Origin of the sequence: Aliivibrio sifiae (assembly GCF_002954705.1) — a bacterium.
Lineage (GTDB): Bacteria > Pseudomonadota > Gammaproteobacteria > Enterobacterales > Vibrionaceae > Aliivibrio > Aliivibrio sifiae_A.
Genome location: NZ_MSCO01000002.1, coordinates 1,298,653 through 1,324,439 on the forward strand (window position 1 = coordinate 1,298,653; position 25,787 = coordinate 1,324,439).

A 25,787-nucleotide genomic window follows, 5' to 3' on the forward strand; every position below is an offset into this window, starting at 1 on the left:
CAAAAATTAATTTAGGTTAGGCCTGTTGCTGCTCAATCTTATTTAACAGTTCATTAAGCGCTGGGTCATTTAAGAAATTAGTAATTGTAATTACTGGTAAGCCTGTGGCTTTTATTGCTCTGTCTTCTAAGCTTTCATGGGTAATTACCACATCAGCATTACTTGGCACTTTTTCTATCGCGAAGTTCTTAACCTCAATGTCATACCCTGCTTGAACCAATTTACGCTTAAAAGTCGATGCTCCCATAGCACTTGAACCCATTCCTGCATCACAAGCAAAAGCGACGAATTGGATTGGTCGATCATTCTCCTTTTCTGTTACTGCTTGTGGTTGTGCTTTACCTTCTGCTTTCATTTCTTTCATATTAGTAATAGATTGTTCAAACTCATCTTCTGAACCTTCTTTCTTACTCATTTTAAGAATCGCACTAGCTACAAAGAAAGAGACAACCGCAGCACTTGCAACACCTGCAATCATCGCGATAAAGCCACCTTTTGGCGTTAACGCTAAGTAAGAGAAAATCGAACCTGGACTAGGACCCGCAACTAAGCCAGCACCTAGCAAGTTAAACGTTGCAATACCTGTTGCTGCACCGGCAATCATTGCCAAAATCATGATTGGTTTCATTAATACGTATGGGAAATACAATTCATGAATACCACCAAAGAAATGGATAATGATCGCACTTGGTGCTGAACGCTTACTTAAACCTTGACCAAATTTTGCGTACGCTAATAGCATACCAAGACCAGGCCCTGGGTTAGATGCCACCATAAAAAAGATAGATTTACCGGTTTCTGCGGCAGCTTGTAGACCTAAAGGATAATAAATACCTTGGTCAATCGCGTTATTTAAAAAGAGCACTTTTGCAGGCTCATTAATTACAGCTAATAAAGGCAAGAATCCTGTAGCAACAAGCGCTTCGATACCTGATTTCACAAAAAGATTCGCAGCAGTTACCGCAGGGCCAACAACTTCATAAGCAACCAAACAGCAAATCATGCCTATAATGCCTAATGAGAAGTTATTAACCACCATTTCAAAACCTGATGGGATTTTATGCTCAACCCTTTTATCAAACTGAACAATCGCCCAAGCACTTAGTGGCCCCATGATCATTGCACCAACGAACATCGGAATATCAGCCCCAACAATAACCCCCATCGTACCGATAGCACCGGCTACCGCTCCACGTTTATCACCAACTAACTGACCTCCGGTATAACCGATAAGTAATGGCAGTAAATAGGTAATCATAGGACCAACAATTTCACCAAACTGCTCATTTGGCATCCAACCAGTTGGAATAAATAAGGCGGTAATAAAGCCCCAAGCAATAAAGGCTCCAATATTTGGTAACACCATTGCGGTCAAATGACCACCAAAGGTTTGCACTTTTGCTCTAAAATTTATTGTCACGTGACGTTCCTTCTTAGTACGCTTTAATAATATCGAGCACTTCATTTTTTGAAGTGGCGGCGGTTAATCTTGCGATATTTTCTTCATCCACTAACATTTCACTTAACGCTTGAATGACTTCAATATGCGTATCTGGATCTGTTGCAGCAAGTGTTAATAAGATATTTGCAGGACCAAGGTCAGAACCAAATTCAATGGCGGTTGGAAATATGTGAATGCCTAAACCTGTTTTTAATACTCCCGCTTCTGGGCGAGCATGTGGCATAGCAATACCTGGGCAAAGAACATAATAAGGTCCATTATCATAAGTAGATTGAATTATCGCCTCGGCATAATTTGCAGTTACATAACCTTTTTTCTCTAGGTAACTGGTTGTCGTTTTCACTGCGTCTTCCCACGCATCACTATTGTGATTAACAACATCGATAAGATCATGGTCAATTAAATCGTATAACATGAGCGTGCCTTTTGGTTTGTATTTGATAGTTCTATTATCAATACATATGAGGTCACTCCGCAATGAACCAAGAGTTGTGACGAACCTCTCCAAATAATACGAGTCAATCATTTTAAAATGCCTCAACCCTCAAAATAGACATGAAATAAAATTACATATTTTATTTTTACTACATTTCAATAAGCTAAATCCGACATGACGCACATTTACAGTAAAATAATATAAAACCCACTTTGCGATACAAATCAAGCTTGACCAATTGACAGGTGTAAACTTGTGATAGCTGGCGTTTTTTACTTTTCTAATTCACCTAATGAATAAAGGCTATAATGTGAGAATCATCACTTTAGCTATATTTATTACTTCTTTTTGTCACTAAATAACCAATAAATGTCACTCCTTCCTCCTAAAATATAAGCCACAAAATAATTAACATTTTAAAATGTAATTTATTTCACGATCACTCGCATTTTGAATGAAATAAACTTCTGAAAAATATCTTAAATATAAGATTTAATTCAAAATACACAAAATGGGTATTTACTTTATGCCCTGCATTTAAATTAATTATATTTGGTGTTAATGGAACATTATGCCGACGCTATCTCGAATCCCATTTTTGTATGCTCTATGCCTCTTTATGTCTTTTCCTGTTATTGCTAATACAGAGGATGGATTCGATGAACTCGACGCATTGCTGAATATGCCATTAGACTCATTAGCTGACACCAAGGTAGTCACTGTCACTAAGACGTCATTGAGCTTATCTGATGTCCCTGCTTCGGTGCATGTTATTACCGCTAAAGAAATTGAGCGCTCTAGTGCTCGCTCAATCGCAGATGTATTAGTTCTTGCTCCTGGTCTTCATGTCACAAAGTACTCAGATTATGATTGGACGATTTCTGCACGCAGCAAAAACCAAGGTGAGAACAACACATTACTTGTCATGATTGATGGTCGCAGTGTCGTTAACCCCCTCTACTCTGGCGTAAATTGGGATACTCTACCTGTAAGCTTAGACAATGTTGATCACATTGAAGTTGTATTAGGACCTGTAGGTACTATGTGGGGTGGAAACGCAGTTAATGGCGTTGTAAATATCATCACTAAAGATGCTGAAAGTGCTCCTAAAGCACAAGTAAGTGCCTCAGTAGGTAATTATGATTATCGTGAATACAAAGCGCATCACAATATACAACTTAACGAGAGCACACATCTCTCTGGTTATATCGAATTATTAAACCACTCTCCTTTTACCGATGAAGACGCTCACCTTAAAGAATTACGTGACTTAAAAGTACAAACTGAGCGATTTGGCTTACGTGCTGACTACCAAAATCTTCAAGATACCGTTTCGATTCAATTTGGTGGTATTCGATCACGCGAAGACTATCAATGGTTAACCTATACTCCTGCATTTTTGGATCCGGCATCACATCAAGATGATTATGATGCGTTTATAACAGAAATGAATTCTCAAGAACTCTTTGCTGGCATTCAATACCTTCATGAAAAATCAGATGGCGACCAATGGGAGAATCAGGTTTGGGTAACCTACAGTGACTCTGATAGCACCAATGAACCGGCAAGTTTTACTCGTATAGATTTAGACAGTCGTTATACATTTAATACTCAAGATTGGGGAATACTGACTCTTGGTGCGAACGTACGTATTATCGATGAAGAATACGCACAATTTTCAGAGCAAGAACAATACCTATCGCCTTATGTCCGTACAATTGAAGAGCATGAATTTTTAAATGAAAGCTATGGTTTATATGCTAACTGGACCATAAATCTTACTGAATCAACAGAGGTTACATTAGGTAATCGCTGGCAGCATACCAATATAACTGAAGAGCTTTATTCTCAACCACAAGCTAGATTGCTGCAAAAACTGACGGATAATCAACGCTTATGGATAGGTTGGGGTCGATCGGTTATTACACCTGCTCGTTTAGAGTTAGATTCACAGTTTCAAGAAAATTACTCTTGTAGCTCATGTGGTTATTATGACCCAGCAACGGGAAATGTTTATGACAAACCTGTAAATGGCACGATTGGTCCTGTTGATTATCTGCAAGCCTATAAATACTTAGGTAATCGTGATCTAGAAATGGAATCCGTTGATACTTATGAAATTGGATATCGCTATTGGCAACATAACCAATTTCAGTTCAGTGTAAGCCTATTTTATAGTCAACACGATAATGTAAGGGCGTATCAGAATCAGGGGGGATTTGTTTATATCTCCCAAGATCATTCAAACGGTGCTATTGGTACTGTCATTCATGATATGTATGCCCAACTCATCGACCCTCTTTCTCAAGAGACGATGGGGGGTGAATTAAGTATGCAATGGCAGCCAATTAACGTATTGCAAGTTAATGCCAACTACAGCTATAAAACGATTAAAGGCGAGTGTTCTGGATCTGTTTGTGGTTCAAACGATCTACCAATATTAGATCTTGAAAACACACCAAATCACTATGCAACATTGCACCTGATGTGGGATATCCATCCAACACTTTGGGGTTCTTCTGTTGTTAACTACGTTTCAGCCTCTAAGCCTGATGACAAATTGGTAGCCGCATATCAAAGCTATGGCGAGGATTATCTTGTATGGCCAGAGTTAGTTACACTCGACATGTCAATTCACTGGCAACACAAACCAACATGGCCAAGCATAAAAATCAGTGCTGAAAACCTAGGAAATGACCAAGTAAAAGAATACTCAGAACAATTTAATCCTTTTGCTAACGGTACTCAATACTATGCTGAATTGAGCTGGAACTTCATATAGCTATGCTCAAAGTAAAAGCACGGGCAAGTTCATTATCACCACCATTTTATGGTTTTTTCCATAAAGTGATGGTGTGCCTGATCCTTTTACTCATTCTTCCAATCAGTAGTTTTTCGCTCCAAGCAAGTAACCAAAATATTCAAGACCATGAGCTAAAAGCCGTTTATCTCTTTAGATTCGCCTTTTTAACTTCTTGGGGAAACTTTGCACCCACAAATAAGCAATTCAACTTCTGCTCAGAAGCGTCCTTAGATGTCAGCTATACCCTAGAAGCTTTAATCAATAAAAAACCGGCTCAAGCCGTTTTTATACCTTATTCATCAGTAAATGATATTAAACAACATCACTGCCATATCATTTATTCAAATTCCAATAACCCACTTAAAATTCAACAATTTAAAACAGCGCAACCACATGCCATTTTAGTCGGTGATGGAAAACCCTTCATTTCGTCTGGGGGCATGATTGCTTTTATTAAAGTGAATAACCGAATCAAACCCTTAATCAGTTTAGAAAATCTAGCGCCAACTGAACTCTCTTTACGTTCACAGTTACTTTCCGTTTCAGAAATCGCTAGCACTAAGGAAAAACAATGATCCATCATTGGTTCAGTGCGTTACCACTACGCAAAAAAGTCATTTATCCTATTTGGACACTGTTAACGCTTAGCACCATCATTTTAGGTGCCAGCGTTGCTCATTTTGTTGGAATTACTCACAGTGCAAATTTATACACTCGAACGTCTATTTTAACTCAAGGAATTGCAAGCAACTTATCTGGCGCATTGATATTTAATGATAAGCAAACAGGGTTAGACCAAATGGATGCTCTGTCGTTTGACCCAGAAGTCATTGCTGCCTATGTCGAAGGCGCAAACAAAGAAGTGTTTGCAAAGCTTGATAATTTGCCAAGTAATTGCCAATGGATTAATCAAAATATTAACTGCCATAGTTCTATATTTTTTGCCATCACTCACCCAATAACACTTGATAATGAACATCTGGGAAACCTTACTGTGTGGGCGTCAAAAGACAAGATGTTTAAACAACGCAATCAAATAATCACCATTTTCTTATTCACAAGCGTATTGTTATCAGCATTTGCTTTGTTTTTTGCTCACCGAGTACATCGACTTATCGCAACCCCTTTATTATCTATCTTCCATTCGATGCAAAGTGTGATAAAAAAAGGGGTAACAAACCAACGCTTAGAAGTCATACATCCAGATGAACTTGGCATGGTGACTCGTTGTTTTAATGACATGCTAGATAATCTTAGCCATCGAGATAGCTTATTATCACAAGCATTTCAGCATTTAGAAGATAAAAACCATTATATAAACCAAGTGCTTGATTCTCTTGAACAAGGATTATTAGTTGTTCCCCCAAATAAAAAAATCACTTATTACAATCCAGCTGCTCGTCGATTATTGCCTTATATTACCCATGATGAGCAAGATGCGTCTACTGAACTTATCACTGCCCCACTTGGCGCCATATTCAATGATTTCGAACCTATAAATAAATTATTAGCACTAGAAGAACACATTGAACAACACAAACGTTTAGAACCGATCATAATTCGTCATCAACTGACCAATCAGTTATACCAAGTGTCGACCTACCCTATTGCAGGAGTCAACAACTCACTGATTCATATTGAAGACATCAGTGCTCGTTATCTTGCAGAGCAACGCCAACGCATGGCTGAGATGATTTTCGATCAAAATCCAAGCTCAGTCATCGTATTAACTAGAAAGCTAAACATAGAGACAAAAAACAACGCATTCATTCGCATTTTTGGTGATATTGATAATCTAAACAAGCTTTATTTACGCCAAACTCTCGGCCTGAATTTTTCTGTTTTTAAACAATTACTCACTCATGGATTTCTTAAAATCAATGCCGAAGTCTCTAGCTCTGAGCTATCCAATAACCTGAAAGACACTTCTGCTTGGCTGCCTTGTTTAGTTACCATAAAAACCATTAAGAATAGTGATAATAAAGTTGAATCATTTATCGTTTCAATCAGTGACCAAACTCAAATACTTGAACTTAAAAGACTAAGTTTTGAATCCAATCACGATGCGTTAACAGGATTAGCAAACCGTAAGAATGCATATCAACGTCTAATAAAATCACATCAACAACAAGAATCTGCTTATCTGCTCTTTGTTGATTTAGATGGCTTTAAAGCCGTAAATGATACTTATGGACATCAATGTGGTGATGAGCTATTAAAAGTAATTGCTCAACGACTAACGCACTGCGTTTGCCAAAAGGACCTTGTTGCGCGCTTATCTGGTGATGAATTCTTACTTGGTATTTATTTATCGAAAGAAACATCAACTGAAGACCATAATATTCATACTGTATTGCAGCATATTTTAGATACGATTAATCAACCAATCATAATCAAAAATAACACAGCAAAAGTCTCGGCAAGTATTGGGGTTTATTATTGGGATAAATACAGCAGAAGTGATTTAGAAAGCGCGTTACAACAAGCTGATAAAGCGATGTATCGCGCTAAACTATTAGGAAAAAATCGTTATCATTTAAGACAACAAAGTGAATTTATTTATGAATATTAAGCGGTTGGTCTACGTCTCTTTTAAGCATTGACGGAGCAAACTCACAACAGCTATTGCCTTGCTCTTTTTTCGCTTCGTACATAGCAATGTCTGCAAACTTAATTAGCTCCTCTCCTTTGACGCTATCATCGGGATAAATGGCCACGCCAATCGAAGGCGATATAAGCATCGAAGTCTCGTTAATTATAACGGGGAATTTGAACTGTTCTAACAATTTAGATGTCAGCTTTTTTATTCCAGAATGCTGTGAGATATCTTGTCCTATAACCAAGAATTCATCTCCCCCTAATCGAAAAACTTTATCTTTAGATCGAATTGTTTCAGCCAGAAGTTGTGATGTTTTGATTAATACTTGATCGCCGATATCATGACCTAGAGAATCATTTATCTCTTTGAATTTATTCAAATCTAAGAAGTAAACAGCAACTTTAGTGTTTGTTTTCTCTCCATGATGAATAGCGCATTGCAGCTCAGTATTCACCATGCTTCGGTTCTGTAACCCTGTGAGTTCATCATGATGTGCTTTATACGCCAGCACTTCTGCTTTTTCATGTACCACTTCATTCATTTTAAAGAAAGCCGCAAGCAGGTTGCCCATTTCATTTTTTTCTACCACATCTGCAATCTCTAATTTTTCACCTTGTTGCATTTTTTTAGTACTTAAAAGTAAAAGGTTGAGTGGATCAAACAAGTTACGCTTCATAAAGGAAATAGTGGCGATAGCTAAGAAGATTAATACTACAATCTGCATTTTAATTAACGTGACTAATTGCGTTCGATTTTCTTTAAAGTCCCCTTTACGCTTTTCAAGCAATATCATCTCAATGTTGATAAATTGAGTCAGATCAGCTCTTAAGCTATCCATATAATCTTTACCTCGATCTTCTTTTACCACTTTAAGTGCTTGGGATAAATTGTCGTACTGAGTCAACTCTACTGTCAACGCTAATTCATCAAACTTTAGTTTTATTGACTTATCAATATTATCAAGAGCGGCCTGTTGTTCTGGGTTATCTTTGGTTAATAACCTTAGCTCTTGAAACATTTTTTGAGCATTCGACATACCAGTGTAATAGGGCTCTAGATAAGTAATCTCTTGGGTTAACAAATAACCTCGCTGCCCTGTCTCGGCATCTTTCATGCTGCTAAGCAACTTTTCAGAATCAGTAATCACATTATGGGTATGAATCACCCAAGCAAGCTTCTCATCACCATAAGATTCCAATTTAAAGGTCAATATAGAACCAACAATAGAAATAGAGAATAAAACCAAAAGAAATAGAGCTAATTTTAAGCGAACATTCATTATATCAATCCTGATAATAAACATTTAACAATCCGTTATTCTGAATACTAGACCCTATCTACAATACTGACAATAAATCTTTTAAATTAATGGCTCAATGTCATTTTTTCATAAATAAAGATGGTAAATATTCCTTTTTACCTTTAAAGACAAAAAACGCAAGGCGATAATAAGTTATCGTTTTACGATAAATATTTATTGACATTTATTTTCCAGAGCCATATATTCTCACCACAAATAATGATTAGGGAATACCATGAATAACTTAAATAACATTCAATCTTTTAGTTCAAAACTGCTTATTGTCTTTGGATTTGCGCTTGTTGCCTTACCATTAATGGACACTGCCCTTTGGTTTGCCGCAACCCTTTATAACTCACAATCATTCCAAAGTACTTTTCCTATTGAAGTCACTCTTCCACTGTCTTTCACTCGTTCAGCGTTAGGTTATCTGCCAAGCATGCTACCAACGCTATTAACCTGCGCAATCTTATGGCAGTTAATACTTTTATTTCGTTTATACAAGAAAGGGCAAGTGTTTACGCTTGATAACACCATTAGATATCGTAAAATCGCTAACATCTTAATTATGATGCCATTTGTTAAAGTGTTATCAGATATACTCCTTAGTATTGCTCTCTCTTATACTGAGGATAATGTAGAAGGTGGGTTTAACATTTCAGACAGTGAAATCAGTATGTTAGTCGTTGGCTTAATCGTGCGAGTTATCGCGAAAGTGATGGAAGAAGCAAGCCTTATCCGTGAAGAACAAGAACTCACAATCTAGAGACGGTATGTATGCCTATAGTTGTAAACCTCGATATCATGTTAGCTAAGCGAAAAATGCGCTCAAATCAGCTAGCTCAATTAATTGGTATCACTGAGCAAAACTTATCTGTACTAAAAAATAGCAGAGCGAAGGCAATAAAGTTCTCAACCTTAGAAGCCATTTGTAAACACTTAGAATGTCAGCCTGCGGATATTTTAGAATACCAAGCAGAAGAAGAATAATATTCGATAATAAATAGCCATGACTCACTCATATGTGTCTCATGGCGTTTTTTTAATTTATGCGAGTAAATAACTCTGAATGCTGTTTCACAAAATCAATAAATGTCCTTATTCGCTTAGGTTGATAACGATCGCGATGATAAATAGCTGAGAAATCGACACTAGGGATCACCCACTCTTCAAACACTTGCTCAAGTTTCTTTTCATCCAATTCTTGTTGACAATAAATCAGAGGTACACGAATAATGCCGTTACCTGCTATTGCACCAGCAACTAATACCCGTCCATTTTTACACTGTAAATTTCCTTTAACCGTCACGTCATAATGTTCTTTTGTCTTAATTGATTCAAAATGCCACTTACGCACAGAACCTGTTAAACAATGGTGTTGATTTAACTCTTTAGGATGTAACGGTCGGCCTCGTCGAGCTAAATACTTTGGGCTTGCTAATGTTCCCATTTCTATAGTTAATAATTTTTTAGCGATAAACCCTGAGTCATCTAATACTCCCATTCGAAACGCAATATCAAACTCTTCCTCAATCAAATCAACTCGGTTACTACTAAAATCTAAACTGATCGACACATCTGGGTATTGTTGCATAAACGTATTTACGATCTCAGCAATAACAACCTCACCTAAGTGCCCGCCTACGCAGTTCACTTTTATCTCTCCTTGTACTTTTTCTACATCATCAACAGCAGATAACAGCGCTTGGTCTATAGTATGAAGGGCTTGTTCACACTGTTGATAGAAATGCTTACCCGCTTCGGTCATTCTTAAAGTACGAGTAGTTCGAATAAGTAGAGTTACTCCCATCTGTTTTTCAAGACTACTTATTTGTCGTGATACATGAGAGCGAGAAACATCTAAGGTTTCAGCTGCCTTAGTAAAGTTACCTAAACGAGCAATAAGTACAAAAGAGCGAATATCAGTAAGATTGATTTGGTTGATCATAAAGCCACCACAGTAAAGAGACCTCTTATTGTTGCAGTACAGCAACAGAGTTTCAAGCAAATGACTATATATCAACAATAAAGTTCTCAGTAATATACCTCCATCGCAACGAAGCAGGGTTCTGGTTCGATTGTTTATTGAATTTATTAAGGAAATAGAAGATGAAAAAATTAGTTGTTATTACTGGTGCAAGTTCTGGTATTGGTGAAGCAATCGCACGTCGTTTAAGCGATGAAGGTCATCCTCTGCTTCTTCTTGCTCGTCGTATTGAGCGTTTAGAAGCTTTAAACCTACCAAACTCACTTTCTGTAAAAGTGGACGTAACAGACAAAGCGTCTTTTGATGCTGCAATTGCTCAAGGTGAAGCGAAATTTGGTCCTGTTGATGCGCTAATCAACAATGCAGGCGCAATGCTTCTTGGTCAAATTGACACGCAAGATGCACAAGAGTGGAAGACAATGTTTGATGTAAACGTTATTGGTCTTCTAAACGGAATGCAAGCAGTTTTAGCTCCTATGATGGAACGCAATACAGGTACTATCATCAACATCAGTTCTATCGCTGGTAAGAAAACATTCCCAAGCCATGCGGCTTACTGTGGTACTAAGTTTGCGGTTCACGCTATCTCTGAAAATGTACGTGAAGAAGTGGCATTATCAAACGTTCGTGTTACAACGATTGCACCGGGTGCGGTTGAAACTGAGCTTCTGTCTCATACAACATCTCAAGACATTAAAGACGGTTACGGCGAATGGAAAGAAAGCATGGGCGGCGTACTAGCTGCTGATGATATTGCGCGTGCGGTTTCTTTTGCTTACCAACAACCTCAAAACGTGTGTATCCGTGAGATTGCTTTAGCTCCAACTAAACAGCAACCATAATAAGTACTAACTAAACGTAACTATATTATAGTTACACTATAAAAAATTAAGTTACAAAAAAGCCAAACAGGGATAATCTTGTTTGGCTTTTTATGGTCTTTTCTTTTATAAGCAAGGTAAAATATCTAGGATATATTCACCACCTAAACTTGTCGGTGGGCCATAACGAATAACACATTGTGTTTTATCATCATGTTCTTTTGGGGCAATAAAAATTTCAACATTACTAGAACTACCGTCACGTAAAATCTTCCAATCAGTCTCATCTTGATCAGATAAATTAGAAACAAGAATCGGTAACGACGAACTGTCTGCGTCAGGGTAAACATATCTAAAAGTACAGCTATTTGGCCCTCCAACTTCACACCCATCAAACGGGAGATCCTGCTTTGGCAACCCACTGCTTCCATCATCTGCAGTATTAGACACATAAGCTCTATTCTCTAAGCCGGCAATAACCATTGCACCGTATCCAAGCTCTAATGCAGAAGCAATCGCACCTTTCATTCCCTCTAGACGAGCGTCTCTGGCATCTTTTTGTATGCCTAAGAACTTAGGTGCAGCAATAACAGCAAGAATACCTAACAATATAATAACTACGACCAACTCAATTAAAGTAAATCCAACTTGTTTTTTCATATTTATCTTCGTAAAAATTAAACATAGCCTTATAAATTAGCGAGATAATTTACTATTATATAACGCACTAAATATTATTTTTATCATTATTGGTACATTATACCGTCAAATTTAACCCAAATAAGTAATTGAATCGTTAATTTTTAACACTGTCGCAAATTAAGTATAAAAAAACAGCATTTGTCGTTATTTCTCAAAATCAAGATTTTAAATACCAATAATATCCATTGCTTTACCCTAGAGAATGAATAAACACAGGTATAAAAAAAGCCAAACAGGGATAACCTTGTTTGGCTTTTTATTTTTAACTTAACTGAACGTGCCTTTTAATTAACACCCGTTCATTTCGTTATACCAATTAACGGCGGTAGTTACCACCACGGTTTTGAGAACGCGCTTGGTGTGCTGACGCTGATTTAGCTTGAGAAAGCAAAATTGATTCAACCGTCAATTCCATTGGTTCACGAGGCTCAAGACCATGAGCGAATGTGCGTGAACGTGGAGGCATTTGATATTCAAGATCAGACGCTTTAGGCATACGTTTAAAACGATACAAGTAGAAGTTTTCAACCTTCTCTCTTGCCCACTGTGTTTTCTTTAGATATTTAACACTACTCGCCATTGACGGGTTTGTGTTGAAGCAGTTTAAACGCATTGCGGTATCTAGAATTTCCCATCCGTAATGATCAACCAACTCTTGCAGTAAGATTTCTAACTTAAGACCGTGTAATGGGTTGTTCTGTTGCAGTTCAATTCTTTCTTCTTCAGTCATAACGAATTCCTAAGTTTAACTAACGCGTGAATGATTGTCTTAGAGACAATAATATTACCAGTAAATAGGCGGCGGATTATACAGGGTTATCACTCAAAATATAGTATTAACCCGTGAAATATAAGTAACTATCTTTAAGGAAATTATAACGTAAAAAACCAACCACAATAAACCCTAGGGCTATTGTGATTGGTGAGCAAAAAGTAACTCAAAGGCAGTGTTAGTTTATGCGTGGCTTGGTGCAGGCTTAATCTTAAATAAAATCGCGTACATTACTGGCACTACAATCAAGGTCAGGATGGTCGCAAAACCTAAACCCGCCATAATCGTAATAGCCATTGAGCTAAAGAACGCATCAAACAATAATGGGATAAGCCCTAATATTGTGGTTAACGCCGCCATACTTACAGGACGCACACGGCTGATCGCACTGTCAACTATCGCAATGTACGGATCTTTACCTGATGACAATTCAAGATTGATTTGATCAAGCAATACAATACCGTTTTTCAAAATCATACCGCTTAAGCTTAATAAGCCTAAGAATGCGGTGAAGCTAAACGGCATATTGGTACTTAATAAACCAAACGCCACACCAATGATGGATAACGGAACCGTAAACCAAATCACTAACGGCTTTTTAAACGAATTAAACAGCAACATTGTGATGATAAACATGAACAAGTAACCCATTGGCAGCGAACCAAATAGAGACTCTTGTGCATCTTTTGACGATTCATATTCACCACCCCATCTGATCTCATACCCTTCAGGTAACGGCATTTCCAACACTTTTGGTTGAACACGCGCCAACAAACTTGCAGGCGTATCATCACTTAATAAATCGTGATCGGCCATTACCGTAATGGTGCGTTTTCTGTCGCGACGCTGGATAAGAGGCTCACTCCAATCTAGGTTCACACCATCAATCACTTGGTCTACTGGAATGTAGCTTTGTAATGATGGACTCCAGATCTTCACGTTTTGCAGTGATTCAAAATCCACGCGCTCTACTTCTGGCAAACGCGCCACAATCGGCAATGTATGTGTCCCATCACGCAGCGTGCCTAATGTGTTACCACCAAATGCCATTTGCAGCGTATTTGATAGATCTTCTTTTGAGATCCCTAAACGACGCGCTTTCGATTCATTAAACTCAGGCGTTAACTCTTTAGTACGTTCACGCCAATCATGTCGAATGTTTCTTGAACCTGAATCCGTCGCTAGAATGTCTTCAACATCGGTCGCTAAATCACGCAAGATCTGAGGATCAGGCCCTGAAATACGAACTTCAATCTTAGACGCTGGCGAAGGACCAAATTCCATCATTTTGAATTGGAAAGTCGGTTTATCAAAACGTTTATCTAATGAGTTAGTCAGGTTTTCTAACAAGCTAAACATTGATTCGCGATCCGTGGTTCGGATCTGAAATTGCGCATACGCTTCATAGCTTTTTTCTGGTTGGTAAGTTAGCGCAAAACGCTGCATACCTTGACCAATCGACGCTGATACAAACTCAATGTTGTCTTGCTTGTTAATGTAGCTCTCAACCGCTTCTGATTGCTTAATTGTCTCACGAATATCTGTACCTTCTGGCATCCACATATCCACGTAGAACATTGGCGTGTTTGAGGCTGGGAAGAATTGCTGCTTCACATTACCAAACGCCATTACCGCAACAACAAGTAAACCCACTAGCGATGCCACGGTTAACCAACGGAAACGTAACGCTAATTTAAGCGATGAACCAAACGCGGTAAATAAGAACCCTTTGTAAGCGTCTTCTTCTTCACCCGTATTTTTATCTTCTTCTTTCAATAATAAGTTAGCTAAGAATGGGGTGATCGTAATAGCCGTTACCCAACTTAAAAACAGTGAATAACACAACACCCAATACAAATCGCCCATGAATTCGCCAGTGGCATCTTCAGACAGACCAATCGGAGCAAACGCGGCAATCGCGATCACTGTTGCACCTAATAAAGGCCACTGAGTTTGTTTTACAATATCTGCGGCTGCTTGAACTTTGGTACGCCCTTTTTTCAGGCCAACTAAAATCCCTTCCACCACCACAATGGCATTGTCTACTAACATCCCTAGCGCAATAATTAATGCACCTAATGAGATACGGTGAAGATCAATGTTGTTGTAACTCATTAGAATAAAGGTGCCGAATACGGTCAGTAGTAATACAACACCAATAATCAAACCACTTCGCATACCCATTGCAAACAATAGAACGACGATAACAATCGCAACCGCTTCACCTAAACTGATAATAAAATCACGAACTGACGTATCAACTTCTTGTGCTTGGTTATAGAAATAGCTCAATTCTAATCCAGCTGGCTTAATGGATTCTAAATAGGTTAATTCTTCTTGAACACGTTGACCAACTTCAACCACGTTTACGCCAGATGCGAACGACAACCCGATATTTAATGCATCTTTACCGTTAAATCGGATCACATTGCTCGGTTTCTCTTGCGTACCACGGCTGATAGTTGCTACGTCTTTCAAACGAATTAAATTGCCCGTATCACGACCATGAATAATCAAGTCTTCTAACGATTCAATTGTGGTTAATGTGCCGCTTGGACGAATGGTTAAGCTCTCACCATTCACCAATACTTCACCCGCCTGAACCACGTTATTTTGTTGGTTTAATAGGCCAGCCACGGTGTTCATGTCTAGGTTCAGTGCCGCTAAGCGATCAAGTGAGATCTCAACAAACAGCATTTCTTGTTGATCGCCCGCGATAGACACTTTACCTACGCCATCAATCAGTTCTAATTCACGCGTTAATGTGTCGGCATAACGTTTTAACTCTACATAGTTATAATCGTCACCCGTCAGCATCATCATTACGCCAAATACGTCGCCAAAATCATCTATGATCTGTAAAGATTGAACCCCTTGAGGCAAAGTTGGTTTCAAATCATTAATTTTACGACGCATTTCATCCCAGATCTGTGGCAATTCATCTGGACCGTAATCCATCTTCATACTCACCATGATCTGTGACATTCCATTAGAGGACGTCGATGTGATTTTATCGATGTAAGGTAATTTACGGATCGCTTTTTCTAACGGATACGTTAGCTCTTCTTCTACTTCTTTTGAGGTTGCCCCCGGATAAGTAGAAATAATCATCGCATCTTTAATCGTAAAGGCAGGATCTTCTAAGCGACCTAAATCTAAGAATGAGGTGATACCACCAATAGTTAGAATAACAATGAATAGCCAGCTAATGACTTTGTTTTTTATCGAATATTCAGCAATGTTCATTATTGTTTATTCTCCACTAATGTTACTTTTTTGCCTTCACGTAATTTTCGTAAACTTGAGTTGGCAAGAACATCACCTTGAGTAATACCAGAAGCCACAATTGCCCCTTCACCATTAATTTGGCGAATAGACACTGGAACTTTAACCGCTTGTCCATCACGTATGATCCAGACATAAAACAGACCTGCTTTTTGACCCGCTTGCAATGCCGTTACGGGTACATGGTAGCCATCAATTGAAGTGATCCCTGCTTCTACCATATCCACATTCACCGTAGCACTGGTACCCGGTAAAATCTCAGTACTCGGTTGAAGCATGGTTAAGTACATCTCGTAAGTTTGAGTTTGTTCACTCGGCTCACTCGTGTGCTCCAAGTACTCCATAGAATAAGAATCAGATAAACCAACAAATGTGGTCATTGGATGATAAGAGTCTCGATTGGTTTCAGGATTTATCATGGCTAACACGTTATCTGAAAGATCAATACGCACGTACACTTTATCGTTTTGATACAAATTCAGAATGGGCTCACCAGCGGCTGCGCGTTCAAACTGCTCTTTATAGACATCAAGCACTTTGCCGCTAAATGGCGCAACAAGATGAGTATAAGTTAATTGATTGTTTGCTGAACGATACGTCGCTTGAGCCAATTCTCTATTCGCAAATAACTCATCAAGTTCTGCTTTTGAAATCATAGCGCGACGGTTCAATTCTTTACCGCGTTGATACTGTTTTGACGCTAGCGAATACTGTGCCTTAGCATCATTAACCGCTTGTTTTACCTTGCTATCTTCTAGTTTTGCAATGAGTTGGCCCTGTTTAACCACATCTCCGGCTTTTACTAAGACCTCTTGGATCTCACCTGTTACTCGAAACGCAATAGGGGTTTGCTCAGCAGGAACCACTTGGCCTTTAAAAGAGCGAAATTGTTGGGTCACAGGCGAACCAACTGTAAAGCCAGAGATATAAAGTGGCTCACTGGTTTCTGTTACTTCTTCTTCTTGGCAGCCTGTCAGCATAAAAAGGCTCAGTACCAATAATGAATATAATGAACGCTTCATTAAATACCTTCCTCACGCTGCCATGCTTTTACTGTTTGACCTTCAACAAGGCTATCAACGCCGGCAATCACAACATAATCATTCGCGTTTAAACCAGATATCACCAACCCTTGCTCATTTAACGGTAACGTCGCTTTAGTGACGGTGTTTGTTTCATCATTCATTAACCACACTTGCCCTTGGTTGGTATTTTTACTTACCCACGCACTTTGAGGAAGCTGCAAATAATCAGAGCTTTTCTGTTTTGGGATATGAACTTGCCCTGTCATGCCCGTTAATAAATTGCGTCCTTCTGGCAAGGCCATCGTTACAATCGCTTCATAACTGTTCGTGTCTAAATTCGGCTGCGTTGAGATCTCTTTAAACCTACCATTAATTTGATTGTTAGGCTCATTATCCATGGTTACCCACATATCACTGCTGATTAATGCCGGAATAGAAACGGAATCTACATAGCTAATAGGTAAGGTTACCGACACATCCAATGTTGAGTTATCAATCAGATTTAAAATCTCTTGTTTCTCACCCACAATTTGATGCGGTTTTACGTAGGTATACGAAATAATGCCAGAGAACGGCGCATGAATTTCGGTATAACTTAAATCTGTTTTTGCTTGCTCGTAATTAGCCAATGCCGCTTGGTATTGCGATTCACGTTGATCGTAATCGTTGGTGCTGATTAGCTTCTTACTGTACAAACTCTTAGCCCGGTTCCATTGTGTTTTTGCCAATGAGAACTGCGCTTTAGCTGCATCTAACGCCAGTTGTAAATCATTTGGATCCAGCGATGCCAAGATGACAATGCACTGCTTGAGTATTTCTTAAAAACCAAGTGTGAATTTGAAGCGATTTTTAAAGGCTTATTTGAAGAGTACAACCAAGCTAATCCAGATGGAAAACTCGATATTTGGGAAACTAAATGGCAAATGCTGATTTTTGCTCATGGTGCATCCAGCTTAACGCCAATGATGTCTGAAACCTGGCCACAATTTGCAGATAACCATGAGAAGCTGTTACTTCAACATTGGAATCTATTTAATCAAAACATGGCGGCTAAGTTCTCAGTAACGAAAGAAGATATGCTTTGTCCAACTAAATTATCAGATCTTTTAATTGATATTGAGTGCCCGTTGGAGCAGGAAAATCTTATTGTTATCAATGAGTAATGTATATCAATAACAAGGATGAAAGATTGTCTCTTTTATCCTTTTTTACCCTTCAAGTCGTTAATCAAAAATAAACCTCTATTAGATATTATTAAATTTAATTAAACCAATGAAGTCGATATCATCCTTTTACTGACGATTTAAGAGGATAAGCTATGTGCGATTTAGATGAAAGTTTCGAAGATTTAGAGATAACCATTACCGAAGATGAAATTAAAATACTTGGTTGGGATGACAAAGAATGGTTTATTGAAAGCATCACTTTTATATCATCAATCATTCTACTGATTTATCTCTATTTCTTCTAACTTAGGCTAATTCAAGGCCATTTCTTATTTTGCAATGCATTCAATCACCTCAAAAAGCGATGATACAAGGCCCAGCGTATAAGCTAGGTATCCAACTTATCCCCTTTCATATCTCATGTTTAATTTTCACTATTAATGTCATCACAGTGAAGATTGCCTAAGCTCTACTCTAGGGGATAAAAGAAATAACGGTCACCTCTATTAAATTACATGATGATAAGCCCACCAAAAGAGATAGCAGCAACACAAAGTAGAACAATCGATAAACCACATTGAACTCGTGCCACGGTTACATAACCACTAAAGGATTCGGCAATTGCAAAATCCTTTCCTCCCCACTCCCTGACTTTAAAATTAAAACAAAGGCTAAGAAACAGTAGATGACTCGCTGTAATTATCCGAGCATAAAAAAAATCATCTGCACCAACAGCAATGGAGAACGATGCGACATGACAAATAACTAACGTCATTTTGGGCAAAGTGTGGCGATATTCAACTAATAGCAATTGAGTTAACCAGGCACCATAAATAACTATTAACTGCCACTGGACACTCTTCCCAAAAATCAAAACCCCTCCACCGTCTAACAATAAGGTTTGCGTACTTCCATTTATCCAAAAACCAATAGCTAATGCCAAAAATACAGAAATACAGAAATACATAACGATAAGTAAGCACGTTTTTTCCATTGAACCAACATGAAACCAGTGGCTTGAAGAATAAAGAAGAACACTAACGCTTTATCAATATATTCAAGGCTAATCCATTGACTGACAGCCAAAAAGCACAACAGATTAAATCCCGTTTCAAGTAATAAAATACGTTTAATCTCATGTGAATTATCTACAGGTTGAATCAAGGGCCAAAAAAAAACAGGAAGTATTAACGTCAAAACAAAAGCGCCCCAAAGAGAGCTTTGGACGAGAAGATAAAAACCACTGCCATAGATGAGGCAAATAAGTAAAAAAAAGACATTAGATAATGGAGAATAAAGAACCGTTTTCACACAACCTCCATGTCCAACAATGAAGCCTTCATTAATACATGTTCCATACATAAATTAGCCGTTTCAATACAACGCTCTAATGTCACTGGTACGCGCCACTTTTGTTTTGGATCATATAAATACTCACCGCTTAAAAAGACGTTAGAATAATTTTCAGCTATTAGTGGTAAATGACTTTTTGACGTTGGTTGTGTTAATGCATGTTGCACAACCCAATAACAACGTTCTCCCTCCTCATTACGGATCGGAGGGCCGAGAAACCAATCAGAGTAGTGAGTTTCGGCTTCATTTTTATTAACTATCTTAGCACCTAAACCAATATTAAACGCTTCATAAGTCGGGTCATCAAGTAAACTCAACTCACCAAATAATTGCGCTAGTAATTCATCCCTAACTTCTTCTTCACTACACTCGAGTACTGGCTGCAAATACATCACACCAATCGCTTTATCCAAATCGGTAGCAGTAACCGATAAACAAACATTACCTTCTTCACTCGTTGTTATGTGATAACTCAATCCCCACGGCGAATCAAGAACAAGCCCTACCGTTTTATCTTTTAATATTTCAGGCATAGAAGAAAAATGAAATTGAAAGCCATGACTAAAGACATAACGATAATCCAACGCTTTACTCGCTTTACCTAGCAATGATTGAGTAACATGAGCAGGCAGTGCCAATACATAAAAATCAGCTTTCACGGGATCGGTATCTTTAAGCTCAACATAATCCACATGTGTTTTTTCATCATTTGAATGCAAAACTCTGAGTTCATTCCCCAAATGAAACTGAACTCCTTTTTCTCGTAAATAATGCGTTAAAGGAGTGATGATGGCATCACCAATCGGTTCTCGAATTCCAAGGCTATAAGCTTGCGGAGCATCTGGGTGAAACTCACCTATTTTATTGTTCAATAAATCAAGAACAGACAACGCAGAAGTCTCATCTGTGCAGCCAATCCAACCTAATAAAACCGGCTGTAAAAATGCAGCTAAACTAGGTCTTGTTTGATACTCAAAAAATTCACCAACCGTTTTTTTAAGTAGCTCACTAGGGTCATAATCTCTTTGAATTTGTTTCTTAAACCACAAGATATCAATCAATGAAACTTGAGAATACACCATCGAATACGCAGATTTTGCATCATCTAATAACTTATCCAATCCTTTAAAATAAAGACGCTGAAATTGCATTGTTTTATTTTTCTTTCCCCAATGAAATTGCACTCTATTTTGAGGATATATAGAATCTAAACAACTACCTGTACTAGAGGGAATTTCTTTCAAAAAATTAATAAGGTGATGATTTTTAGCAAATAACTGGCGATGAGTAAGTTCATAGACCTTTCCATCAATCACTGTGCCTCTACACTTTCCTCCCGTACTCATTTCTTTATCATATACCGTGACTTCAAAACCTTGTTTAACACATTGATGTGCTATCGCTAACCCTGAAATACCCGCACCAAAAACGGCAACCCTAAGCGGTCTTTTTTCTATTTTACATCTATCAGTCATAATCAACTCTTGAATAAAGAGGCCAAATATTTCTATTTGGCCAAACATAAAGCATCTCGTATTAAGAAACTATGAATCCTATAAACTATCGTCTAAGATTTACGTGGTTAGCGACTTCAAGAAGAAACATCTCATGATTTGGTAGCTTATTTAATAGTGGATTAATATCCAATTCAAACGGGCTATTAACCAGTAAACGGCACTTAAGTAGATCATCTCCTACTATTTCTATTTTTGGAGTAGTGCCTTCCCAAACCAATTTAGCAGTTAGGTTTAAATCACTAATATTAATTCCACAATCATAGGTTCGAGATTTAAATATTCCATCCTCAATGTTATAACCACCAACAAGATCGACTGGGAGTTGTGCAGTAGGAAAAACAACTGGAATGAATTCACCTTTTTCTTCTAGCGGTAACTTGTTTTTCGCTACTCGCGTTTGAATATCTCTTACCGTCTCAACAATCCAATTATGAGCCCCCTCACGACCAAAACCTTCATAGAAAGTAGCTACGTTATACGACGCTGAATAAATATTGACAACAGAGCTTGCTACACCATAAATCTTGCCATTAAAAATAAGTGGGCTTCCACTATCGCCTCTAGTACTACCGTATTTAGTGATAAAACCGCTACTCTCATCTAAAGAATAATCTGGATGAGACGAAGGCAAGGATGGACTTTCAACACTAATCGTATATTGCGTTTGGCTTATCGGTTCTCTTGGATTTTCAAATGCCCACTCCAAATACCCACACCTAGCCTCATCTCCTTCTGATCTTGGTTGCGTATAATAACTATTTGAATAATTTGGAGAGTTACGGCACTCAGAAAAGAAAGCTTCAATATAATATGATTTAGAGTTTTCTTTTGCTGCCACTTTTGCTGCTATCGGCATCTTTTTCAATTGACCAGAAGAGTACCCAAGTGGGTACACCTCGGCATCTAATGGAATGCTATCATATGCCACAGGGAGGTATTCAACACCTTCAGGCGTGCTTTCGAGCTCTAAAATAGCGATATCATAGTACTTTCTAGGATCATCAAAGGTGTATAAATGGTTAATTAAATGAGATTTAACAACTTTGGTGCTTTTGCCATTTACTGTGCCATCTTTATTCTTCGAATATAGGAAATGAGCATTTAAATTACTGACACTGCAATGTCCTGCTGTTAGAACTGTATTTGGAGCGATGAGTGCACCACTGCACGTAGTGCCTCCACCTTCCAAATACACCATGTACGATTCATCTTTAGGGTTAACTTCAACCCCGTTATAGACAGCATGAGCTTGAGAGGAGTAAACACCAACAATAGTAACTAATGGCAGTAAATGAGAGGCTATACGATTTTTTTTCATAATAATTCCTTTTGAATATTTAAGTGATTAGCGACTTAAAGGAGAAATATTTTTCCCAAAACAACGCTAAATTAGGCTGTTAATTTTTCTTATATATTTCCCCATCACACTACTGGGAATGATCCCAAACGAGAACTTATATCAATTGGTAAATTAACGCAATAAGGCTATGTTCGATTTTTAGCGAAAAACACACGCATAAACCCACCGCAAAAACTCATAAAGAAACCATAAAACATAACGTTAAACTAAAATAAAATATTCACAACGAGAATGGATGCATAAGGAATAACATCCGAAAAATTTGCACTTGCTTCCATATTCATTTCAACATCACTGACTAAGTTCTGCTGTTTTCTTGATAAAAACTCATCATATTCTCTTCACTTAATGGTAATGCGTTAAGTCGTACTCCTTTTTACAATGTAATTCTTTTCACGCTTTTTATACCTTCACATCATTTCTAAGCATTTTTCCTAATAACTCTAAGCCGCTATCTCATGTAGCAGCTTCACCCAACCTCTAATATTTCAAGTGATCCCCCCCTAAAAAAAAACTACTTTCTTCCGAATCAATTCGAAGAGTTAACTACGGGAAAATTTGTTGATTGTCCTTTTTTATTTAAAATCCTAGCGGCTAATAAAGCACTATCAATTCAAGTTCATCTGAGTAAAAAAAAGCCGTTAGAAATCCTCTAACGGCTTACTTTTTTCAGTTGTTCTATACAGTTACTGCGCTTTTACCATTGGCAGCACTCGGTAGCCATCGACACGCACTTTATCACTTGGCTGGTAATGACGAATACCTAAATTAAACACACCCGAGTCGTTTGCTGTTTCAATATTGTTTGGGGCATCTGCACCACAACCAAAACTTACGGTATAAGTTCCATCTTTGTTTACCGTCGCCGTATTCGAGCTTACGTTCGCCACGTCATTAAACATAAAGCCTGCTTTGTTATAAACAGTGATAGACCAAAACGCTTTATTCTTAGGATCTTCAAACGTTGCTTGATAACAAGTATCTATCGGGTAGTTGCCTGACACTTCATAAATATTATCTATCATTTGAGCACCGCCCCAACCAATAGCAGCCCCAACTTCGTACTTCTCTTGAGTAAACAATTTCGTCGATTCATCATTAAAGCCAGTAAACATGCCTGTTAATGCTGCGCTGCCGTCACGCTTATTAATCATTGGCATTTTAGCTTTCAACTCATCTTCCACTTTTTCAAATGATGCTTGATTGACACTTTCAGAAGTAAACAGCTCTGCACTGTTTGCATTAATTTTCATTTGGTCTTGATACATAGCCGCTTCTTTTTCAGTAAACGTCGCATCAAGACGAATAACTAAATAAAGATGCTTACCCGTATGGGTTGATAAATCAAACGTGCCACCACCGTAATACATTGGTTGAATGTGGTGATCTTCTGTAATCGGTTGAACAGAGATGTATTTGCCTTCTGGTAATTCAGGCATTGTCACTGTCGCCCCTCTTGATACATCAACAACAGCCATCGAATAATAGGTATCACGGTTCATTCGTACCACTGGCTGTGCATCTGTTGGCGTAAGCTGACGCTTATGTAAAAGCTGATTCACACCAACTAGATCTTGATTCTTCAAAATTTGGTGAGCCGTTTCATCTGTTGGGTATGTCTGGGCTGTCACCATTTTTCCATCGGCGGTAAAAAACCCATCTAAACTTGTCGTTGACTGAGCCGCTGAAACACTAGTTGCCGTAACCATCGCGCCTAGTAAAACACTTTTTGTAATTAGGGAAAGTTTCATTTAATAGCTCCTCAGCTGTTATTCAATTCTGTTGGATTGAGTAAATAATAGACTGGAAATTTCATTTATAGAAATCATAAGATCACATAACTGATATGCTATGATGTAATATCACTGTTTATTATTAATACAATTAAGGGAAGATATGAAAACACTTGAACAGGAGCTTTCTAGAGTTGATCTCAATCTGCTTGTTTCTCTCAGTGTCTTGATTAAAGAAAAAAATGTATCAAGAGCAGCTGAAAAATTGTATTTATCTCAACCCGCAATGAGTCGGATCTTAGGTCGGCTGAGAGAATTATTCGATGACCCTCTGTTTTATAGAGAATCAAATGGCTTACAACCTACCGCTAAAACCTTAGAGTTAGAATCACAACTAGATAACCTATTATTCTCTATCGATAGCCTAATAAACAGTTCTACTTTTTCAGCAAAGACGTGTGAAAAAGCCTTTCGACTATCGGCACCACCTCTTATGAGTAAATTACTCACGGCCCCCTTAGCCAAAGCAATCCATGACATCGCACCAAAAGTTACCCTTGAAGAGTACCCTTCTGCTATCGACCCCGTTTTATTGTTAAAAGAAGGCCACGTTGATTTTTCAATACACATTGAAGATGTCGTTACCAGTGACGAATATCGCTCAGAAAAGATCGGGTATACCTACCCTGTTATTTATGGCGCTTCAGATCACCCTTTATTAAAAAAAGAAAACATCACTATTGATGATTGCCTTAAATATTCATTTGTGGAGTTGTCATTGGATATTCGCTCGACAGGTGAATACCTTAACCCAATAGATATTGAGTTAAGAAAACAAGGAAAATACAGAAACATTGCACTTAAATCAGGGCAATTATCGACACTAATAGAATCAATTAAAGACACCGATCGACTCATTATTGGTGGGCATTTACTAGGACAAGATCCTATTTTAGATTCAAACTTTAAAGCAATAAAAACGTTTGATAGCAAACCATATACTGTTGGTATTTATTTAATCGAACACAGAAGAACGCTTACTAGCTCACCTCATCGTTGGTTAAAATCGATGATCAGTGAATCAATAAAGACAAGCTTCCAAGATTAATAAGAAAAGAAGATGAAGCGGTAGGATAGGAAATTTAGCGGTCAAGTAGAGGGGTTCAGTTAGCTCACTAGCTTGTACTTGTACCGCTGACAATATATTTATGTTTTATACATTAGGACCAATCATTAAAACAGCAACAATAGTGGCAATCAATACACGAGGAATAACAACATCTTTATCAAGTTTCATCAAATAACTCCGGTTTACCTGTAGTTAAAATAAATCTAATTTTTCATTAAATATGAATAAATTAGACTTCAATCAGGTAATAGTATGATGCTTGATAACGAGAAACTATTGGTCACTGGCTATGCGATACATAGCTTTTATCTATGCATTTAGTGCTCAAGATAAAGTT

The 25,787-nt window shown here is 38.0% G+C and carries 22 protein-coding genes and 2 pseudogenes; 10 read left to right on the plus strand and 14 right to left on the minus strand.

The genetic code is table 11. The features are described 5' to 3' along the window. Nucleotides 1-16 precede the first annotated feature (16 nt). Nucleotides 17-1,420: a PTS mannitol transporter subunit IICB gene (locus BTO22_RS16740; RefSeq protein ID WP_258132656.1), complete on the minus strand. Its 1,404-nt coding sequence runs from the start codon at nucleotides 1,418-1,420 to the stop codon at nucleotides 17-19. A 13-nt stretch (nucleotides 1,421-1,433) separates the two neighbouring features. Continuing rightward, a complete protein-coding gene (locus tag BTO22_RS16745; protein ID WP_061003376.1) occupies nucleotides 1,434-1,877 on the minus strand; it encodes a PTS sugar transporter subunit IIA in 444 nt (147 codons plus the stop codon). Between the two features lie 592 nt (nucleotides 1,878-2,469). Between BTO22_RS16745 and BTO22_RS16750 the strand changes: the two genes are divergently transcribed. From BTO22_RS16750 to BTO22_RS16760, 3 genes are read left to right on the plus strand one after another with little or no spacing between them, the layout of a single operon-like run. Further along, a complete protein-coding gene (locus BTO22_RS16750) occupies nucleotides 2,470-4,680 on the plus strand; it encodes a TonB-dependent receptor plug domain-containing protein (RefSeq protein ID WP_105056452.1) in 2,211 nt (736 codons plus the stop codon). Nucleotides 4,681-4,682: 2 nt separating this feature from the next. Next, nucleotides 4,683-5,276, plus strand: a complete 594-nt coding sequence (locus BTO22_RS16755) for a YfiR family protein (RefSeq protein ID WP_105056453.1) — start codon at nucleotides 4,683-4,685, stop codon at nucleotides 5,274-5,276. Next, nucleotides 5,273-7,273, plus strand: a complete 2,001-nt coding sequence (locus BTO22_RS16760; RefSeq protein ID WP_060991960.1) for a diguanylate cyclase domain-containing protein — start codon at nucleotides 5,273-5,275, stop codon at nucleotides 7,271-7,273. Before BTO22_RS16755 ends, BTO22_RS16760 begins: the two co-directional genes overlap by 4 nt. On the opposite strand, the gene BTO22_RS16765 is transcribed toward BTO22_RS16760, so the two are convergent. Beyond that, nucleotides 7,257-8,579 (minus strand): diguanylate cyclase domain-containing protein, encoded by a 1,323-nt coding sequence (locus BTO22_RS16765; RefSeq protein ID WP_105056454.1) that lies wholly within the window; start codon nucleotides 8,577-8,579, stop codon nucleotides 7,257-7,259. The two genes, BTO22_RS16760 and BTO22_RS16765, sit on opposite strands and share 17 nt — an antisense overlap. A 256-nt stretch (nucleotides 8,580-8,835) precedes the next feature. On the opposite strand from BTO22_RS16765, the gene BTO22_RS16770 reads away from it, so the two are divergent. Beyond that, complete coding sequence (locus BTO22_RS16770) at nucleotides 8,836-9,366, plus strand: DUF2975 domain-containing protein (protein WP_061003359.1); 531 nt, start codon at nucleotides 8,836-8,838, stop codon at nucleotides 9,364-9,366. A gap of 11 nt (nucleotides 9,367-9,377) precedes the next feature. Next, entirely contained in the window at nucleotides 9,378-9,590 is a 213-nt protein-coding gene (locus BTO22_RS16775; RefSeq protein WP_005421814.1) for a helix-turn-helix domain-containing protein, read from the plus strand. Between the two features lie 52 nt (nucleotides 9,591-9,642). Here BTO22_RS16775 and BTO22_RS16780 read toward each other — a convergent pair whose 3' ends face one another. Beyond that, nucleotides 9,643-10,548, minus strand: coding sequence for a LysR family transcriptional regulator (locus BTO22_RS16780; protein WP_105056455.1), 906 nt, complete (start codon nucleotides 10,546-10,548; stop codon nucleotides 9,643-9,645). A gap of 161 nt (nucleotides 10,549-10,709) precedes the next feature. On the opposite strand from BTO22_RS16780, the gene BTO22_RS16785 reads away from it, so the two are divergent. Continuing rightward, entirely contained in the window at nucleotides 10,710-11,429 is a 720-nt protein-coding gene (locus BTO22_RS16785) for an SDR family oxidoreductase (RefSeq protein WP_061003357.1), read from the plus strand. A 105-nt stretch (nucleotides 11,430-11,534) separates the two neighbouring features. Here the strand turns inward: BTO22_RS16785 and BTO22_RS16790 are convergent, their stop codons facing one another. The 5 genes and pseudogenes from BTO22_RS16790 to BTO22_RS16810 all read right to left on the minus strand — a co-directional run. After that, nucleotides 11,535-12,068 (minus strand): type IV pilin protein, encoded by a 534-nt coding sequence (locus BTO22_RS16790; RefSeq protein WP_061003355.1) that lies wholly within the window; start codon nucleotides 12,066-12,068, stop codon nucleotides 11,535-11,537. A gap of 358 nt (nucleotides 12,069-12,426) precedes the next feature. Next, a complete protein-coding gene (locus tag BTO22_RS16795; RefSeq protein ID WP_045103503.1) occupies nucleotides 12,427-12,840 on the minus strand; it encodes a VF530 family protein in 414 nt (137 codons plus the stop codon). A 225-nt stretch (nucleotides 12,841-13,065) separates the two neighbouring features. Then, the gene (locus BTO22_RS16800) at nucleotides 13,066-16,128 is read right to left on the minus strand and encodes an efflux RND transporter permease subunit (RefSeq protein ID WP_105056456.1); all 3,063 of its coding nucleotides are present in this window, start codon (nucleotides 16,126-16,128) and stop codon (nucleotides 13,066-13,068) included. Next, nucleotides 16,128-17,189: an efflux RND transporter periplasmic adaptor subunit gene (locus BTO22_RS16805; RefSeq protein WP_105056457.1), complete on the minus strand. Its 1,062-nt coding sequence runs from the start codon at nucleotides 17,187-17,189 to the stop codon at nucleotides 16,128-16,130. The genes BTO22_RS16800 and BTO22_RS16805 overlap by 1 nt, the downstream gene beginning before the upstream one ends. Further along, nucleotides 17,189-17,986, minus strand: a pseudogene (locus tag BTO22_RS16810) (efflux RND transporter periplasmic adaptor subunit); the annotation flags it as partial. The gene BTO22_RS16805 and the pseudogene BTO22_RS16810, both read right to left, overlap by 1 nt. 129 nt (nucleotides 17,987-18,115) lie before the next feature. Between BTO22_RS16810 and BTO22_RS20290 the strand changes: the two are divergent. Then, entirely contained in the window at nucleotides 18,116-18,355 is a 240-nt protein-coding gene (locus BTO22_RS20290; protein WP_258132659.1) for a hypothetical protein, read from the plus strand. A 155-nt stretch (nucleotides 18,356-18,510) separates the two neighbouring features. Continuing rightward, a complete protein-coding gene (locus BTO22_RS20060) occupies nucleotides 18,511-18,663 on the plus strand; it encodes a hypothetical protein (RefSeq protein ID WP_181044678.1) in 153 nt (50 codons plus the stop codon). Between the two features lie 206 nt (nucleotides 18,664-18,869). Here BTO22_RS20060 and BTO22_RS20370 read toward each other — a convergent pair whose 3' ends face one another. The 4 genes from BTO22_RS20370 to BTO22_RS16830 form a co-directional block, all read right to left on the minus strand. Continuing rightward, on the minus strand, nucleotides 18,870-19,352 hold the full coding sequence (locus tag BTO22_RS20370) for a hypothetical protein (RefSeq protein ID WP_308727218.1): 483 nt from the start codon (nucleotides 19,350-19,352) through the stop codon (nucleotides 18,870-18,872). Further along, nucleotides 19,292-19,669: a hypothetical protein gene (locus BTO22_RS20375; protein WP_308727219.1), complete on the minus strand. Its 378-nt coding sequence runs from the start codon at nucleotides 19,667-19,669 to the stop codon at nucleotides 19,292-19,294. The genes BTO22_RS20370 and BTO22_RS20375 overlap by 61 nt, the downstream gene beginning before the upstream one ends. Continuing rightward, entirely contained in the window at nucleotides 19,666-21,186 is a 1,521-nt protein-coding gene (locus BTO22_RS16825) for an FAD-dependent oxidoreductase (protein WP_105056595.1), read from the minus strand. The genes BTO22_RS20375 and BTO22_RS16825 overlap by 4 nt, the downstream gene beginning before the upstream one ends. An 85-nt stretch (nucleotides 21,187-21,271) precedes the next feature. Next, entirely contained in the window at nucleotides 21,272-22,546 is a 1,275-nt protein-coding gene (locus BTO22_RS16830; RefSeq protein WP_105056458.1) for a trypsin-like serine protease, read from the minus strand. Nucleotides 22,547-23,112: 566 nt separating this feature from the next. Between BTO22_RS16830 and BTO22_RS20295 the strand changes: the two are divergent. Beyond that, nucleotides 23,113-23,226 (plus strand): annotated as a pseudogene (locus tag BTO22_RS20295) (type I phosphomannose isomerase catalytic subunit); the annotation flags it as partial. A gap of 48 nt (nucleotides 23,227-23,274) precedes the next feature. Here BTO22_RS20295 and BTO22_RS16835 read toward each other — a convergent pair. Then, complete coding sequence (locus tag BTO22_RS16835) at nucleotides 23,275-24,339, minus strand: DUF1214 domain-containing protein (protein ID WP_181044679.1); 1,065 nt, start codon at nucleotides 24,337-24,339, stop codon at nucleotides 23,275-23,277. 145 nt (nucleotides 24,340-24,484) lie between these two features. On the opposite strand from BTO22_RS16835, the gene BTO22_RS16840 reads away from it, so the two are divergent. After that, nucleotides 24,485-25,429, plus strand: coding sequence for a LysR family transcriptional regulator (locus tag BTO22_RS16840; protein ID WP_105056459.1), 945 nt, complete (start codon nucleotides 24,485-24,487; stop codon nucleotides 25,427-25,429). Nucleotides 25,430-25,787 lie beyond the last annotated feature (358 nt).